This window comes from Psychroserpens sp. SPM9 (assembly GCF_025153525.1).
Taxonomy (GTDB): domain Bacteria; phylum Bacteroidota; class Bacteroidia; order Flavobacteriales; family Flavobacteriaceae; genus Psychroserpens.
In genome coordinates, this window is record NZ_JANZNR010000002.1 from 556,876 (window position 1) to 571,394 (window position 14,519).

Genomic DNA, 14,519 nt, shown 5'->3' on the forward strand with positions numbered 1-14,519 from the left:
ATATGAAGATCATAAAATGCAGTTTAGTTTGTTTGTTTTTAGTATTTGCCAATTCCTGTAAATCGGCAAGAAGTGTTGTCGCTTCTGGTCAGGTGGATTCTAAACTAACGGTAAAGCAACTTATTAGAGAAAATAAAAAGCAAGACGCTAAGTTTAAAACGCTGCAGGCTAAAGTTAAAATTGATGTTATAGAAGATTTAAAAGAGTCTTCTTACACCGTCAACCTCCGCATGGAAAAAGACAAAACCATTTGGATTAGTGCGACTTTAGGACTCGCAAGAGCTATGATTACTCCAGACCGAGTTCAGTTTTATGATAAAATCAACAACCAATATTTTGATGGAAATTATCAACTGTTAAGTGATCTTTTAGGCATTGAGTTAAATTATGATAAGGTTCAGAGTTTATTAATTGGAGAGCCGCTTTATGCTTTACGAGATTCCGATTATGCCATTTCAACCAGTGAGAATTCCTATATTTTACAACCTAAAAATCAAGACCTTTTATTAGAGTTGTTCTTATTGTTTAATCCGTCACACTTTAAAATGGACTCTCAGCAATTATTGCAACCTTCAAAAATGCGTTTTTTACAGATTGACTATCTGGGATATCAAGATGTCGACAAAGAGATTTTACCACAAAACATTAAAATTATTGCTGTCGAAGATAGTGAAGAATTAAATGTCGTATTAGAGTATAAATCGGTTTCCATTAATGAAGACGTGAGGTTTCCTTTTAGAATCCCTTCAGGTTTTGACGAAATAATCCTAGACAATGCGAAATAAAATCACTTACATTCTGTGTCTGTTTTTACTCCTGAATAGTTTTTCTTCGGAAGCACAAAGCGATAAGCAAAAAGCTTTAGAGGCAAAACGTGTTAAATATCAAAAAGAACTTCAGCAATTAAACGCGTTACTTTTTACCAATAAAAAAGAAGAAAAATCGGTTGTATCGCTTATTGAAGATCTTAATTATAAAGTTAATGTTAGGCGAAATTTAATTAAAGTAACAAACGACCAAGCCAATTTATTGACTCGAGAGATCAATGCTAATCAGAATGAAATTTCCAGTTTAAGAGATCAGCTAACAACGCTTAAAAAGCAATATTCTGAAATGCTTGTCAAATCGTATAAAAGCAAATCGGAGCAAAGTAGAGTCATGTTTCTATTGTCTTCCAATGATTTTAAACAGGCTTACAAACGATTGCAATATATTAAGCAATATGCTAATTATCAAAAAGAACAAGGCGATTTAATCAAAGCTAAGACGCAAAAATTACAAGAGTTAAATACCGACTTATTACGTCAAAAGGAAGACAAAGATAAACTTGTTGCCGAAAACCGAATCGCTAAAATAGAGCTAGAGAAAGAAGTCAAAGAACAGGAAAAGTTAATGGCTTCTATTCGAAAAGATCAAAGTGCTTATGCTTCTAAGATTAAAAAGAAACAACAGGAAATTGACGCTATTGATAAAGAAATCGATAGGTTAATTAAAGAAGCTATTGCAGCATCAAATAAAAAAGCAGGAAAATCATCCACTTCAAAAGGCTTTGCCTTAACACCTGAAGAAAAACTAACAGGTAGAAATTTTGCCTCAAATAAAGGAAAGCTTCCTTGGCCTGTTGAACGCGGCGTTGTAAAAGTACGCTATGGCACACAACAATCACCTATTGATCCTACGGTTAAGATTAACAGTAACGGTGTTAGAATTGCTACTGAAAAAAATGCCAGAGTACGAGCTGTTTTTAATGGTGAAGTTCTGGCGGTTGCCGGACAAAAATATTCGAATCCAACAGTTTTGGTGCAACATGGTAACTATATTACAGCCTATAGAAATTTATCAAAGGTTTATGTAAAAAAAGGTGATAAAATAGTAACCAATCAGGCTATTGGTGAAGTGTTTACCAATAATGAAGGTGAAACCATGCTGGGCTTTGGTATTTTTAAAGACTCCAAACCTCAAAATCCAGCAGGTTGGATTTACAAAATGTGATAGCATTTTGAAATATAACTTATGGATTTACAAAATGTGATAGCATTTTGAAATATAACTTATGGATTTACAAAATGTGATAGCATTTTGAAATATAACTTATGGATTTACAAAATGTGATAGCCTCGCTAGCGTTACCCTGAACTCGTTTCAGGGTCTCACAAGAAAAACTGTTCCGTTATGAAATTCTGAAACCAGTTCAGAATGACGTAAAAGGGTTTAAACCTTAGAAGTTGAACGAATAATTTTACACTACACAAATAATTCAAGAGCTATGAAGTCAATTCTGCTTTTTTTGGTCTTATTTACTTCTAGTTTAGGCTATGCTCAAACAAAAGACTCTATCATCAAAATTGATGTGAAAATAATTTCATGCTTTTTTGGACCTAAGGGTTATTATAACATTGAAGAACACCTTAAAAAAAAGATTTTAGCTGAAGCATCAGTAAAACGTTTTTCTAAAACAGACACACTTTATTTTTTTCTAAGGAAAAATGATTCAGTTAAGATTAAAGATCGAAACAGGGTTTTTCATTACATCCATCCAAATAAAACCATTAATGATACAATTCGATATTATACTTTTAGTTTTAAAAACATAAATCAAACAGGTTTTATATTCAAGAAATATCAAGATTTTGATGCTATGGAAACCGATCAGAAAGCACAAACCCTTAGAAAAGACCTATCCTTTATAGAAAAGCATAAAGATAAAATAATAACCATCGATTTTTTCTTAGAAAACTTGAATAAAGAAAAAGACTATTTTTTAGCGATGTTTTATGAAGTTATAATGAGTAAAAAAATTGTTTATATGATTGACGAACGGGAGTTTGATAAGCATAAGATAACACTCAGAGAGATCTCCATCAATCAGAATTTACAGTGGTAGCTAAACATTAAACTCTAAAGGTTAATCAAAAAATAAGGCTTTTAATTCGGTAGCATCACCTGGTTTCATTTTACCTGCAACAACCAGACTTAATTGCTTACGACGCAATGCGGCTTCATAACGTTCTTTTTCCAGTTTGGTTTCAGCAACAAGTTCAGGCACTTTTACAGGACGACCAGTTTCATCAACAGCAACAAAAGTGTAAATGGCTTCATTTGCTTTGATGCATTCACCAGATTCGCGATCTTCTATCCAAACATCAAGAAACACTTCCATAGAGCTTGTAAAGGCTCTAGAAACTTTAGCCTCTATTGTCACAACGCTTCCTAAAGGTATAGATCGGTTAAAAGCAACGTGATTTACAGAAGCGGTGACTACAATACGTCGGCTGTGACGACGAGCAGCAATACTTGCAGCGCGATCCATACGTGCTAAAAGTTCGCCACCAAATAAATTATTTATAGGATTGGTTTCACTAGGAAGTACCAAATCGGTCATGATTGTCTTAGACTGAAATGCAGTTCTTGGTTCCATAAAAAAATCAAATTTTGTTCCGCGTAGACGGACATCTTAAACGGTTTGAAAGTGCAAAGGTAAGGTGATTTTAAATCTTAATTAAGCGATTTACGATTTTTAGTTTCCCAGAGTTTAGAAAACAAATACAATCCTCATTTGCAATGAATCTGGAGTATAAGATAGAAGCACTAATTAGGCAGGTAAAATTATACAGGCTTAGTTAGTGATAGGTCTTGAGACTCAAGATATAACTTTGAAGGTAACAATAATGGGATTAATCAACAGTTTTTACCAGTAACCAGGCATCAGGATTATTGGTGCGTTTGATAGATCGTAATGCTTTAAGTGCTTCAATTCTATCAGTATGACTAGAATATACCACTTCATGAAGTCCGTAACGGTTCACACCAATTTTACGGGCTTTAAATCCTTGAGTTCTTAGTTGCTGTACTTTTTTATCAGAATTTGCTTCCACACGAAAAGCACCTGCTACAATATGGTAATTTCCACTTGGCTTTTCAACTGTAAGTGTTGCGGCTGGTAACGGACTATCAATTATAAAAGTGGCTTCCTGAATTTGAGCATCCAACTGCTCATTTGCTTCATCTTGAGCAATTTCATTATGGCTTTCTATTTGATTTCCATAGAACTTAGAGGCTGCAAAACCTCCAATGGTTAAGGCAATTAAAGCAATAGCCGCATACCTTAAATAAGGTCTGCTTGTACGTGTTTCAGGAGTAATCGTTAAAGGAATGGCTTCTTCAATAGTTTCGACCTGTTCTTTGTAGACTTCTCTGGTAATTTCAGAAGACGTAAACTGAGATAAACCAAAAGCATCTGTCAAGTAATTGATGTGCTGCGACGGTTCAAAATTAACTTTTCCTTCAGTATTCAGGATTAAATCACCAATATTTTGTAATGCAATGGTCTCTCCTTCAATTAAATACGACTTAATCGCTTTGACTTGTTTAGCGATTTTTTCAACAGCAACCGGATACGGTACTTTTTCAATTTCAGCAATATAATTAGCTAATAATCCATCATTTGTCTGTAACTGCTCATTAAAAGACAATACTTTTTTTGGCGGATAAAATGAATGGGTTGTGTCATGTACTTTTGCCGAAACACGATGAGTTAAAAATGCTCCAAACTGAGGAACAATCACACAATCGTATCGGTATAATAAATCGCTGATGTAAGTTTCTAATTGCATAAAAACAAAGTTAAAAATTTTTGAAAGCGAATAAAATTAAGTCCAAACTATTTATTAACAGTCTAATTTTGTTTCTTGCATATAGAAAATAGACTATAAAAATGACAGAAGAGGATTTAATTTATGCATTAGCCTTACAACATGTACCAAAAATAGGAGACCTAACAGCCAAAAAGCTAATACGTTATTGTGGTTCGGCAGAAGCTGTCTTGAAAGAGAAGCGACATCATCTTCTTAAAATTGATGGTATTGGAGCTACTACAATAAAAGGGCTATTTGCATCTGCGCATATGAAAGCTGCGGAACAGGAACTAGAATTTATTAAAGCCAACAACATCAATTGTCTGTATTTTACAGATGATAATTACCCTGAAAAATTAAAACATTGTATTGATAGTCCGATTCTGTTATTTCAATCAGGTCAGATGAACCTCAAAAACCAACGTATTATTAGTATTGTTGGCACACGAAAAATTACTACTTATGGCTTATCGTTTTGTAAAACGCTCATCGAAGAATTAACACCTTTTAATCCTGTGATTGTTTCTGGTTTTGCCTACGGAACCGATATCACAGCACATCGTTGGGCGATTAAACACAACTTACAAACCATTGGTTGCCTGGCTCATGGATTAAATCAAATCTATCCTAAAACGCACAAAAGGTATGTTGCTGATGTTGAAAAAAATGGTGGTTTTTTAACCGATTTTTGGAGTACATCTGTTTTTGACCGCAATAATTTTTTAAAACGAAATCGCATCATAGCAGGTTTAAGTGAAGCCACAATTGTAATAGAATCTGCCGAAAAAGGCGGAAGCTTAGTCACTGCAGATATCGCAAATTCTTACCATCGTGATGTATTTGCGGTTCCTGGTCGTATTACAGACAGTCAGAGTGTAGGATGCAATAATTTAATCAAAACACAGCAGGCACACGTATTGTCTCATCCGTTGGATGTGCCCTACATTCTCAATTGGAAACCAGAAGATGCAGTTACTCCTGTCATTCAAAAGCAATTATTTGTTGAATTAACTTCCGAAGAAAATATAATTTACAATTATTTGAAGGCTCACAATAAGCAATTGTTAGATACCATAGCCATCCATTGTAAGATGCCAATTTTTAAAGTTGCCAGTATTTTATTGACTATGGAATTAAAAGGTGTGATACGACCACTTCCAGGGAAGTTGTTTGAGTTAATTTAATAACCAACTTTCTCGCGAACACGTTTTAAAACATCATTAGCGACACGTGTTGCCTTTTCGGCTCCAACCGCTAATGCAGAATCAATTTCGTTGAGATTTTCCATATAGTGATTGTAACGTTCACGTTGGGTTGCAAATGTTTCAAGTATCAATTCAAATAAGGCTTGCTTCGCATGACCGTAACCATAACCACCATTTTCGTAATTGGTTTTCATCGTTGCAATTTCTGCTTCCGAAGCTAATAACTTATAAATTGCAAAACAGTTACAGGTGCTCCAGTCTTTAGGATCTTCAAGTGGTGTGCTATCGGTTTCTATAGACATGATTTGCTTGCGTAGTTTTTTCTCAGGAAGAAAAATATTGATAAAATTATTACGGCTTTTACTCATTTTTTCACCATCGGTTCCAGGAATGAGTTTCGTGTTTTCTTGTACTTTTCCTTCAGGTATAACAAAGGTTTCGCCCATTTTAGTATGAAAACGGGTCGCTACATCACGCGTCATTTCTATGTGTTGTAATTGGTCTTTTCCTACCGGAATAATATGAGCATCATATAATAAAATATCGGCAGCCATCAGCATAGGATACATAAATAACCCAGAGTTTACATCATCTAAACGATCGGCTTTATCCTTAAAACCATGGGCTAACTTTAAGCGTTGATACGGGAAAAAGCAATCTAAATACCAAGCTAACTCAGTCACTTGCGGAATATCACTCTGTCTGTAAAATACAGTTTTGTTAATGTCTAAACCAAAAGCTAACCAGGTGGCTGCAACCGAATAGGTATTATGACGTAATAAATCGGCATCCTTTATCTGAGTTAAGGTATGCATATTAGCAATAAACAGATACGATTCTGTGGATGAATCGTTAGCCATTTTAATTGCTGGTAAAATGGCACCTAAAATATTTCCTAAATGTGGTGTTCCTGTGCTTTGTATGCCTGTAAGTATTCTTGTCATGTTCTCTTTCCGCAAAAGCAGAATTACTTTTAATTAATTATTAGCTGATATAAAGCTTCAAACTTATATCGTCAGCAAAGGTATTTTTTTTAATTAAATAGCTCAAAACAATTATGTACTTTTGGCGCTGATGAAGATTTTTAAATATATTTTTTGGATTTTATATCGTATTTGGTTCTATATATTGGTGGCGCTGCCAATACTACTCTTATTACCAATTTTAGTTCTGTCTATATTAAAAGAATCTTGGTATCCATACTTTTTTAAACTGGCGCGTTTTTGGGCGCGTTTTATTTTGATTGGTATGGGCTTTCGTATAAAAATTGAGCGAGAACAAACACCCGAACCTGGAAAAAGCTATATGTTTATTGCCAATCATACTTCTATGGCCGATATTATGTTGATGTTGGTTACGGTTAAAAATCCGTTTGTTTTTGTTGGAAAAAAGGAATTAGCTAAAATCCCATTGTTTGGTTTTTTCTATAAACGGACGAGCATTTTAGTAGACAGAAGCAGTCCTAAAAGCCGGCAAGCTGTATTTTTAAGAGCGCAACGACGTTTAAAACAAGGGATGAGTATTTGTATTTTTCCTGAAGGAGGTGTTCCTGAAGAGTCTATAGTTTTAGACGCATTTAAAGATGGTGCATTTCGAATGGCCATCAATCACCAAATCCCGATTGTACCAATCACATTTGCCGATAATAAAAAGCGGTTTTCCTATACTTTTTTTAGCGGAAGTCCTGGAGTTATGCGAGTTAAAGTCCATAAATTTATTGCTACTGAAGGATTGACAATAGACGATACAAAACCAACCAACACAAAGGCTCATAACCTACTATTAAACCAGCTTAAGGCGTTTCATAACTAAACACAAAAAAGCTGCTCTTGGCACAGAGCAGCTTTTCGTCATCATTGCATTAAGTTTGCAATAACTATCTAACCAACTAAAAAACCTAAAACTTAAAACTAAGTCCTGTATAAACACCAATAAAGAATGGCTTAAAATCGCCAGACGTATTATTAAAGGTGTTAATTTGATACTTGAACATGGGTTCAAGATTAAATTGTAATTGTTTTGAAACATTATAGTTGACACCAATTCCAAAATTGGCACTATAACTCATATCGTTAATATTTGTGGCTTCACCTAATAGGGTTTTACTGCCATTTTCCTGAACAGCATACACTTCATTATTACTTAAAATGAGTGTACTAAAACCACCAATCACATTGAGGCCGAATGTTTTATCGATAATACTGTATTCTAATTCTATAGGAACTTCTATAAAACCGAGTTGTTGATCTAATGAACCTTGTTCTTTAGTGAATAAAATTTCTGGTCCTGTAGCGAAACTAAAATTATCAGCACTTACATACCCGTTATTACTACTTAAAGAATCGTGAAATCTAATGTTTCCAAGTTGTGCACTTCCACTAACACTTGGGTTTCGGCCAGCAGCATCAAATACCAGCACATTATTGGTAGAGTATCCCAAATCAACTTTATTAACTCCAGCTCTAATTTTTAATTTTTCATTGATGGCATAGCTGCCTTTAAGACCATAACTCACATTGACACGACCTTCTTTGGTATTATCAACAAACTGATCATCTATAGAAGACCCTTTTCCTAAGGTGTTAAAATATACGGGAGCCACATTTGGAGCAACACTCCAGCGTTTCATTGGTGCTTCAGTTATAAGGGTTGAATCCTCATTGTTTTCGGCATCAGCCATAGCTTTTTCAATAGCATTTTTTTCTGTTAATGCCGTTTTTACAGCAGCCGAATCAATTGCAGTCTCCTGTTTAACCTTGTCTTTTTCTGAATTATCAGATGAGGTAACCTTAGTAGTTTCTGAATCTTTTAATGTTTTGATGAGCTTATCAATTTCAGTTTTGTTTGTTTTGACAGGGTTTTGATGGTCGTCTTGATTGCGTTCCTCATCAGTCTTAGAACGATTTGTAACTGCATTTTTAGTGGTAGTGTTTACAGTCGCTTCTTTTTCTTTAGTGTTGGTCTTTTGTTGCTGAACATCAGTATTAGCAAAAGCCTCTTTTTGTTGTGATTTTTTGGGATGTATAGATGACTTATCTTTCTTCTGTTTTGAGGTTGCTATAGAGGAATTCGTATGTTCATCTTCTGAAGTGGTGTTTAAATTATTTTCAGAATGCTTGTCATTTGCCTTTTCAGATGTATCATAGTCTACAACAGTATTATTATACGTGTCCTCTGGAGTTGTATCCTCATTAGAAGTATTAGAACTGTTGTTTAGATCGTTAATAGATTTATCATTGGCTTTTTCGGTATCTACGACCTCAAGATTTTCCTGATTGTTGGTGTTGTTAGTCCATAACACTTTACCTACTGTAAACAATAAGGCTAATACAGCAGCAATGCCAGCAACCTTCCACCAAATAGGAATTACTCTGCGTTTTTTACGCTTTTGATGAAGCTCTCGCTCAATATTTTCCCAGACAGCATCCTGAGGAGCAACCTCAAAATTTTTAAGTTGCTCTTTAAAGAGTTTGTCTATGTGCTTCTTTTCACTCATTATAAACTTTGCGAGTTGGGTCTCGCTTTGTATTGTTCTATTTTATCTTTTAAAATCAATCGAGCTCTTGCCAGATTTGATTTTGAGGTGCCTGTCGAAATAGCTAACAGGCTTGCAATTTCCTTATGCGAATAGTCGTCTAAGGCGTATAAATTAAAAACCAATCGGTACCTGTCTGGCAATTCTTGAATGATGTTAAGCAAAAAATCAATACTTATACTATCATCATCAACTTCGACACTTACGTCTTCAATTTGATCTTCATTAATTATGTCAAAAACACCAGCACTTCTATACCGTTGTAAAGCAGTGTTGATGGTAATACGTTTCATCCAACCTTCGAGCGAGCCTTTGTTTTTAAACTGATCAATTTTTTTAAAAATGGTGATAAATGCATCTTGCAAATTATCTTCAGCTTCGGCATAGTTGCGCGAATACTTCAAGCAAATCGAAAACAGTTTACTCGCATATAGCTTATATAGTTGACTTTGTGCTTGAGCATCATTTTTTTTACATCGCTCTATGAGTTGTTCTAAACTCAAATGGTTAGGTTTAGTTAGTTTATTCTTCTACTGGTACTTCAACAACCAGATAAGTGTCCACACCATTGTCATCTGGTCCTTGCCAAAATCTAAACGTGTAAATTCCTGTGTTATTCACTTTAAAGTTAAACGAAACTTCTTCCTCTTCAGCAATTTCTTCACAATCTTCATCTGGAAAAACAACTGTAACTATAGCTATATCACGTTGGTTTAAATCAACATCATAATACAAGTTGTTGTAAACATGACAACCACTAGGCTTCATATAAGTCATAGTGATTTCATAGGTTTCACCAAATTGAAATGAATCTGGCAGTGTTGCGCTTACTACAGGTTGCGCTTCATAATAGAAATTTGGGGTATCGTCTGATATCTTACAAGAGAACAGCGAAACCATTAAAAAACTTAAAAAAATTATCTTTTTCATACTTCATTTAATGTTAAGAAATACATATGATTTCTATTAATAGATGCACAACTTAAGGAAAGGTTGCGTCTAAAAACAAAAAAAATCCCAAAAAGAGGGATTTTTTTAATTTTAATAGTGTTTTATAGACTCTTTAAGTGATTAGTCTACGGCATTTACAATAGCACGCACCTTTTCTTCGAGTTCATCCATAAGTTCTGGATTATCTTTAATTAAGGCTTTAACAGCATCTCTACCTTGACCTAATTTGGTGTCACCATAGCTAAACCAGGAACCACTTTTTTTGATGATTTCATGGTCTACAGCAAGATCTAAAATTTCTCCTACTTTTGAGATTCCTTCCCCATACATGATATCAAATTCACACATTTTAAAAGGTGGAGCGACTTTGTTTTTTACCACTTTTACTCGGGTTTTATTTCCAGCAACATTACCATCGGTTTCTTTAATTTGAGTAGAGCGTCTAATGTCTATTCGTACTGAAGCATAAAATTTTAATGCGTTTCCACCGGTAGTGGTTTCAGGGTTACCAAACATCACTCCAATTTTTTCACGTAATTGGTTTATGAATATTACGGTACAATTGGTTTTACTAATGGATCCAGTTAGTTTTCTTAAAGCTTGAGACATTAATCGTGCGTGTAATCCCATTTTAGAATCACCCATTTCACCTTCTATCTCACTTTTTGGAGTTAATGCTGCCACCGAATCAATGACCACGATATCTATGGCTCCTGAGCGAATTAAATTATCGGCAATTTCAAGTGCTTGCTCCCCATTGTCGGGTTGAGAAATGATTAAATTATCAATATCTACACCTAATTTTTCAGCATAAAAACGGTCAAAAGCATGTTCGGCATCAATAAATGCGGCAATACCACCTGCTTTTTGCGCTTCAGCTATAGCATGTAGAGTTAATGTGGTTTTACCAGAGGATTCTGGTCCGTAAATTTCTATAACTCGGCCTCTAGGATAACCGCCAACTCCTAAAGCAATATCAAGTCCTAAGGATCCCGAAGAAATCGCATCGACATCGACCACTGCTTGGTCGCTCATTTTCATTACAGTTCCTTTTCCGTAGGCTTTGTCTAATTTGTCTAATGTTAATTTTAGCGCTTTTAATTTTGCGTCTTTTTCACTGCTCATTGATCTTAATGTTTTAATTGAATATTCGTTTGAAGCGGATAGCTAAAATACAACAACTTTTAATTTTTTTTGGGGTTATGACGCAACCTTTTTAAACTTTTTGCATCTACTAATTGAGATTGGGAAATCTTGCTATGAAAACCAAGCCTTAAATGGCTTATCCGAAATTTAATTCTTACAGAGGAATGAAATTTTTAAGAAAAATTATTTTTAACAATGCCTTAGGCATTTCGGTAACTGTATCAGTAAGCAGTCACTGCAAAACCGATGGCGGATAGCTCGTTATTTGTTTTTAAGACACACATTTTAAAAATATTAATAACGAGTTAGTCCTCAAAAAAGCCCTTCAGATCGTCTGAAGGGCTTTTTTATTACCATAATTTGATTTTCTTCTAAAAAGAATACCTTTGCAATTCAAATTAATCTTTAACCTTAAAATTAGTATAGCATGCAACTGTACAATAACTTAAGTGCTAAAGAAAGAGCCGAACTTATTGAACAAGCGGGAAAAGAACGCTTAACAATCTCTTTCTATAAGTACGCCAAAATTGGCAACACCGAAATTTTTAGAAATCACATGTTCTTAGCCTGGGACGAACAAGACGTCTTAGGTCGCATCTATGTTGCTCACGAAGGGATTAATGCGCAGCTTTCTGTCCCTGCTGAAAACTTTGAAGCATTTAAAAATCACCTAGACACCATTTCATTTTTAGAAAACGTAAGATTAAATATTGCTATAGAACATGATAATTTTGCTTTTTTAAAACTCAAAGTGAAAGTGCGTCATAAGATTGTTGCTGATGGTTTAAATGATGACACTTTTGATGTGACCAATAAAGGTGTTCATGTTGATGCTGAAAAGTTTAATGAACTTATCGAAGATCCAAACACCGTTTTGGTTGATATGCGTAATCATTACGAAAGTGAAATAGGGCATTTTAAAAATGCGGTTACTCCCGATGTAGATACCTTTAGAGAGTCTTTAGATTTGATTGAAGCAGATTTAAAAGATCACAAGGAAGACAAAAATTTAGTGATGTATTGTACAGGTGGAATCCGTTGTGAAAAAGCAAGTGCCTATTATAAACACAAAGGCTTTAAAAAAGTATTTCAACTAGAGGGAGGCATTATTAATTACGTGAGACAAGTTGAAGCTAATAATTTAGAAAATAAGTTTCTTGGTAAAAATTTTGTATTTGATCAACGCCGATCTGAACGCATTAGTGATGATGTAATTGCTCATTGTCATCAATGCGGAAAACCAGCAGATATGCACACCAATTGTGCTAACGAAGCCTGTCACTTACTATTTATTCAGTGTGATGACTGTAAAGCTCAAATGGAAAACTGCTGTTCAACTCCTTGTATGGAAATTAATAGATTGCCTTATGAAGAACAAAAAGCTTTGCGAAAGGGACAAGGAAACAGCAATGATATTTTCAAAAAAGGAAGAGCAGATCATTTACCCTATAAAAAGGATTTAAGAAATATTTTTGATTCATTTTCAAAATAATAAAAGGCTCCAATTTGGAGCCTTTTATCTTACTATTTATTCTTTTATGAGCTTGATTGTTTTGGTTTCCTTGGTTTCACTTTCTATGATTAAAAAGTACATGCCATTTAACAGATGAGAAAGATCGATACTGTTAATACCTTCCGAAGTATTATTGAGCGAAAGGATCGATTTTCCTAATACATCAACAACAGTTGCCGATGTTACTTTTTTAACTGAAGAAATTGTCACGACATCATTAAACGGATTTGGATAAACCGAAGTTTGATTAAAGTCTGATTGATCAACATTTAAAGCACTAGAGACATTGAAGGTATGTGTAACGGTTTCTCCTGCAAAAGTAACCTGCCATTTCCATTCGCCTACCATATCAAAATAACCAGAATAATACCAATAGTAATACCAGGAAGAAGCTGTTGTTCCTACGGTGATATTCCAATTGCCAAATAAAGAGGAGTTATCGGGTCTAATGATTTCAAGCTGAATGTTATCACCCGCAGTTTGATCTCTTAAATAAGCTGCAAAATAAATAGTATCATCTGTTTCAAATGTATTGCTTATATGTGGTGTTTCGGTTGTTGGGCAAGGCGGAAAAACATTAGGAACCTGACTATGGGTCAAGGCGGCATTAATTTTAGGGTTTACATAGGGCTTTTGGTCTGCCCACCAAGAGTCGGCATTCATACTATTACAACTCCCAGAAAACGGATCGATTAAACCAGTAAGAACATTATCTACGACACCTTCATAGACCTCAAAATGCAAATGAGGTCCCGTTGAAACTCCTGAACTCCCTACGATACCTAAATACTCGCCTTCGGTTACCATGTCACCAATGTTTTTTGTGGTGACAGACCCATTTTTCATGTGTCCGTAAATGGCAACACTTCCGTCACTATGCTGAATATAGACAGCATTCCAAGGTGTTGTGGTATTAAAATCACAACTACGATCAAACGCGCCATCACTTTTGGCAACGATTTGTCCGGGAGCAGCAGCAATAATCTCCACGCCATTATCGTCCATTAGCTTCCAGGTGAACGGCCAGGTGTATACATCGAGTCCTTGGTGGTTGTAATTAGAGGTGTCATAAGTTCTGGATCCGCAATTATAATCTAACAAGTTGTTATTGAATTCAGAATCATGATCTACATAACCTGATATAGCCCAAACATCATTAAAATCAACAGTGTTTGCTTTTTGAATAGGCCAGCTAAAAAGAGGATGGTTACCGCGTCGTTCTTCAGAAAAAGACAACCTATTTTGATGTTTTAAACTAGCGATGCCGGTCTCAACGGTTAGGCGCATGTCGTTTCTCTGTTGCTCGGTCAAGCATGGTTTTTTTTCGGGATTAAAAACAAATGCTCCTTCTGTTGCTTCAAAACTTGGTGTTTGAGCAAAGCAATATACAGAAGTTAAAAGGATAAAGAGAAGGTGTGTAATTTTGGAAGTCATAATAGTTGGTTTTAAGTTTATAGCTATTCATCGAAACTAAGTAAAAAGGTGAGCATTTATTTTTATAACTTTTTAAAAATAAAGCATTTGTATTAAAAAAC

15 protein-coding genes are annotated in these 14,519 nt (G+C 34.8%); 7 read left to right on the top strand and 8 right to left on the bottom strand.

The window, feature by feature from the left end; genetic code table 11:
• Positions 1–2: 2 nt before the first annotated feature.
• The 3 genes from N4270_RS06340 to N4270_RS06350 all read left to right on the top strand — a co-directional run bounded on the left by N4270_RS06340 (position 3) and on the right by N4270_RS06350 (position 2,884).
• Positions 3–785: a DUF4292 domain-containing protein gene (locus tag N4270_RS06340; protein ID WP_260096095.1), complete on the top strand. Its 783-nt coding sequence runs from the start codon at positions 3–5 to the stop codon at positions 783–785.
• Complete coding sequence (locus N4270_RS06345) at positions 775–1,992, top strand: murein hydrolase activator EnvC (protein WP_260096096.1); 1,218 nt, start codon at positions 775–777, stop codon at positions 1,990–1,992. The genes N4270_RS06340 and N4270_RS06345 overlap by 11 nt, the downstream gene beginning before the upstream one ends.
• Before the next feature lie 274 nt (positions 1,993–2,266).
• The gene (locus N4270_RS06350) at positions 2,267–2,884 is read left to right on the top strand and encodes a hypothetical protein (protein WP_260096097.1); all 618 of its coding nucleotides are present in this window, start codon (positions 2,267–2,269) and stop codon (positions 2,882–2,884) included.
• A 21-nt stretch (positions 2,885–2,905) separates the two neighbouring features.
• On the opposite strand, the gene N4270_RS06355 is transcribed toward N4270_RS06350, so the two are convergent.
• Entirely contained in the window at positions 2,906–3,418 is a 513-nt protein-coding gene (locus N4270_RS06355) for an acyl-CoA thioesterase (protein ID WP_260096098.1), read from the bottom strand.
• Positions 3,419–3,674: 256 nt separating this feature from the next.
• Positions 3,675–4,613 carry an SPOR domain-containing protein gene (locus N4270_RS06360; RefSeq protein WP_260096099.1) on the bottom strand — a complete coding sequence of 313 codons (939 nt, stop codon included), beginning with the start codon at positions 4,611–4,613 and terminating at the stop codon, positions 3,675–3,677.
• Between the two features lie 101 nt (positions 4,614–4,714).
• Here N4270_RS06360 and dprA point away from each other — a divergent pair, with 101 nt between their 5' ends.
• The gene (gene dprA, locus N4270_RS06365; RefSeq protein WP_260096100.1) at positions 4,715–5,818 is read left to right on the top strand and encodes a DNA-processing protein DprA; all 1,104 of its coding nucleotides are present in this window, start codon (positions 4,715–4,717) and stop codon (positions 5,816–5,818) included.
• On the opposite strand, the gene trpS is transcribed toward dprA, so the two are convergent.
• Positions 5,815–6,783: a tryptophan--tRNA ligase gene (gene trpS / locus N4270_RS06370; protein ID WP_260096101.1), complete on the bottom strand. Its 969-nt coding sequence runs from the start codon at positions 6,781–6,783 to the stop codon at positions 5,815–5,817. The genes dprA and trpS overlap by 4 nt on opposite strands.
• Before the next feature lie 130 nt (positions 6,784–6,913).
• On the opposite strand from trpS, the gene N4270_RS06375 reads away from it, so the two are divergent.
• Complete coding sequence (locus tag N4270_RS06375; RefSeq protein ID WP_260096102.1) at positions 6,914–7,651, top strand: 1-acyl-sn-glycerol-3-phosphate acyltransferase; 738 nt, start codon at positions 6,914–6,916, stop codon at positions 7,649–7,651.
• Between the two features lie 85 nt (positions 7,652–7,736).
• Here the strand turns inward: N4270_RS06375 and N4270_RS06380 are convergent, their stop codons facing one another.
• The 4 genes from N4270_RS06380 to recA all read right to left on the bottom strand — a co-directional run bounded on the left by N4270_RS06380 (position 7,737) and on the right by recA (position 11,450).
• A complete protein-coding gene (locus N4270_RS06380; RefSeq protein ID WP_260096103.1) occupies positions 7,737–9,335 on the bottom strand; it encodes a hypothetical protein in 1,599 nt (532 codons plus the stop codon).
• Positions 9,335–9,877: an RNA polymerase sigma factor gene (locus N4270_RS06385; RefSeq protein ID WP_260096104.1), complete on the bottom strand. Its 543-nt coding sequence runs from the start codon at positions 9,875–9,877 to the stop codon at positions 9,335–9,337. The genes N4270_RS06380 and N4270_RS06385 overlap by 1 nt, the downstream gene beginning before the upstream one ends.
• 19 nt (positions 9,878–9,896) lie before the next feature.
• Entirely contained in the window at positions 9,897–10,304 is a 408-nt protein-coding gene (locus tag N4270_RS06390) for a hypothetical protein (protein WP_260096105.1), read from the bottom strand.
• Between the two features lie 141 nt (positions 10,305–10,445).
• Entirely contained in the window at positions 10,446–11,450 is a 1,005-nt protein-coding gene (recA, locus tag N4270_RS06395) for a recombinase RecA (protein WP_260096106.1), read from the bottom strand.
• A 152-nt stretch (positions 11,451–11,602) separates the two neighbouring features.
• Here recA and N4270_RS06400 point away from each other — a divergent pair, with 152 nt between their 5' ends.
• Together N4270_RS06400 and N4270_RS06405 are read left to right on the top strand one after the other, a co-directional pair.
• Positions 11,603–11,728 carry a hypothetical protein gene (locus tag N4270_RS06400; RefSeq protein WP_260096107.1) on the top strand — a complete coding sequence of 42 codons (126 nt, stop codon included), beginning with the start codon at positions 11,603–11,605 and terminating at the stop codon, positions 11,726–11,728.
• A 170-nt stretch (positions 11,729–11,898) separates the two neighbouring features.
• The gene (locus tag N4270_RS06405) at positions 11,899–12,963 is read left to right on the top strand and encodes a rhodanese-related sulfurtransferase (RefSeq protein WP_260096108.1); all 1,065 of its coding nucleotides are present in this window, start codon (positions 11,899–11,901) and stop codon (positions 12,961–12,963) included.
• A 36-nt stretch (positions 12,964–12,999) separates the two neighbouring features.
• On the opposite strand, the gene N4270_RS06410 is transcribed toward N4270_RS06405, so the two are convergent.
• The gene (locus N4270_RS06410) at positions 13,000–14,418 is read right to left on the bottom strand and encodes a peptidoglycan DD-metalloendopeptidase family protein (RefSeq protein WP_260096109.1); all 1,419 of its coding nucleotides are present in this window, start codon (positions 14,416–14,418) and stop codon (positions 13,000–13,002) included.
• Between the last annotated feature and the right edge of the window lie 101 nt (positions 14,419–14,519).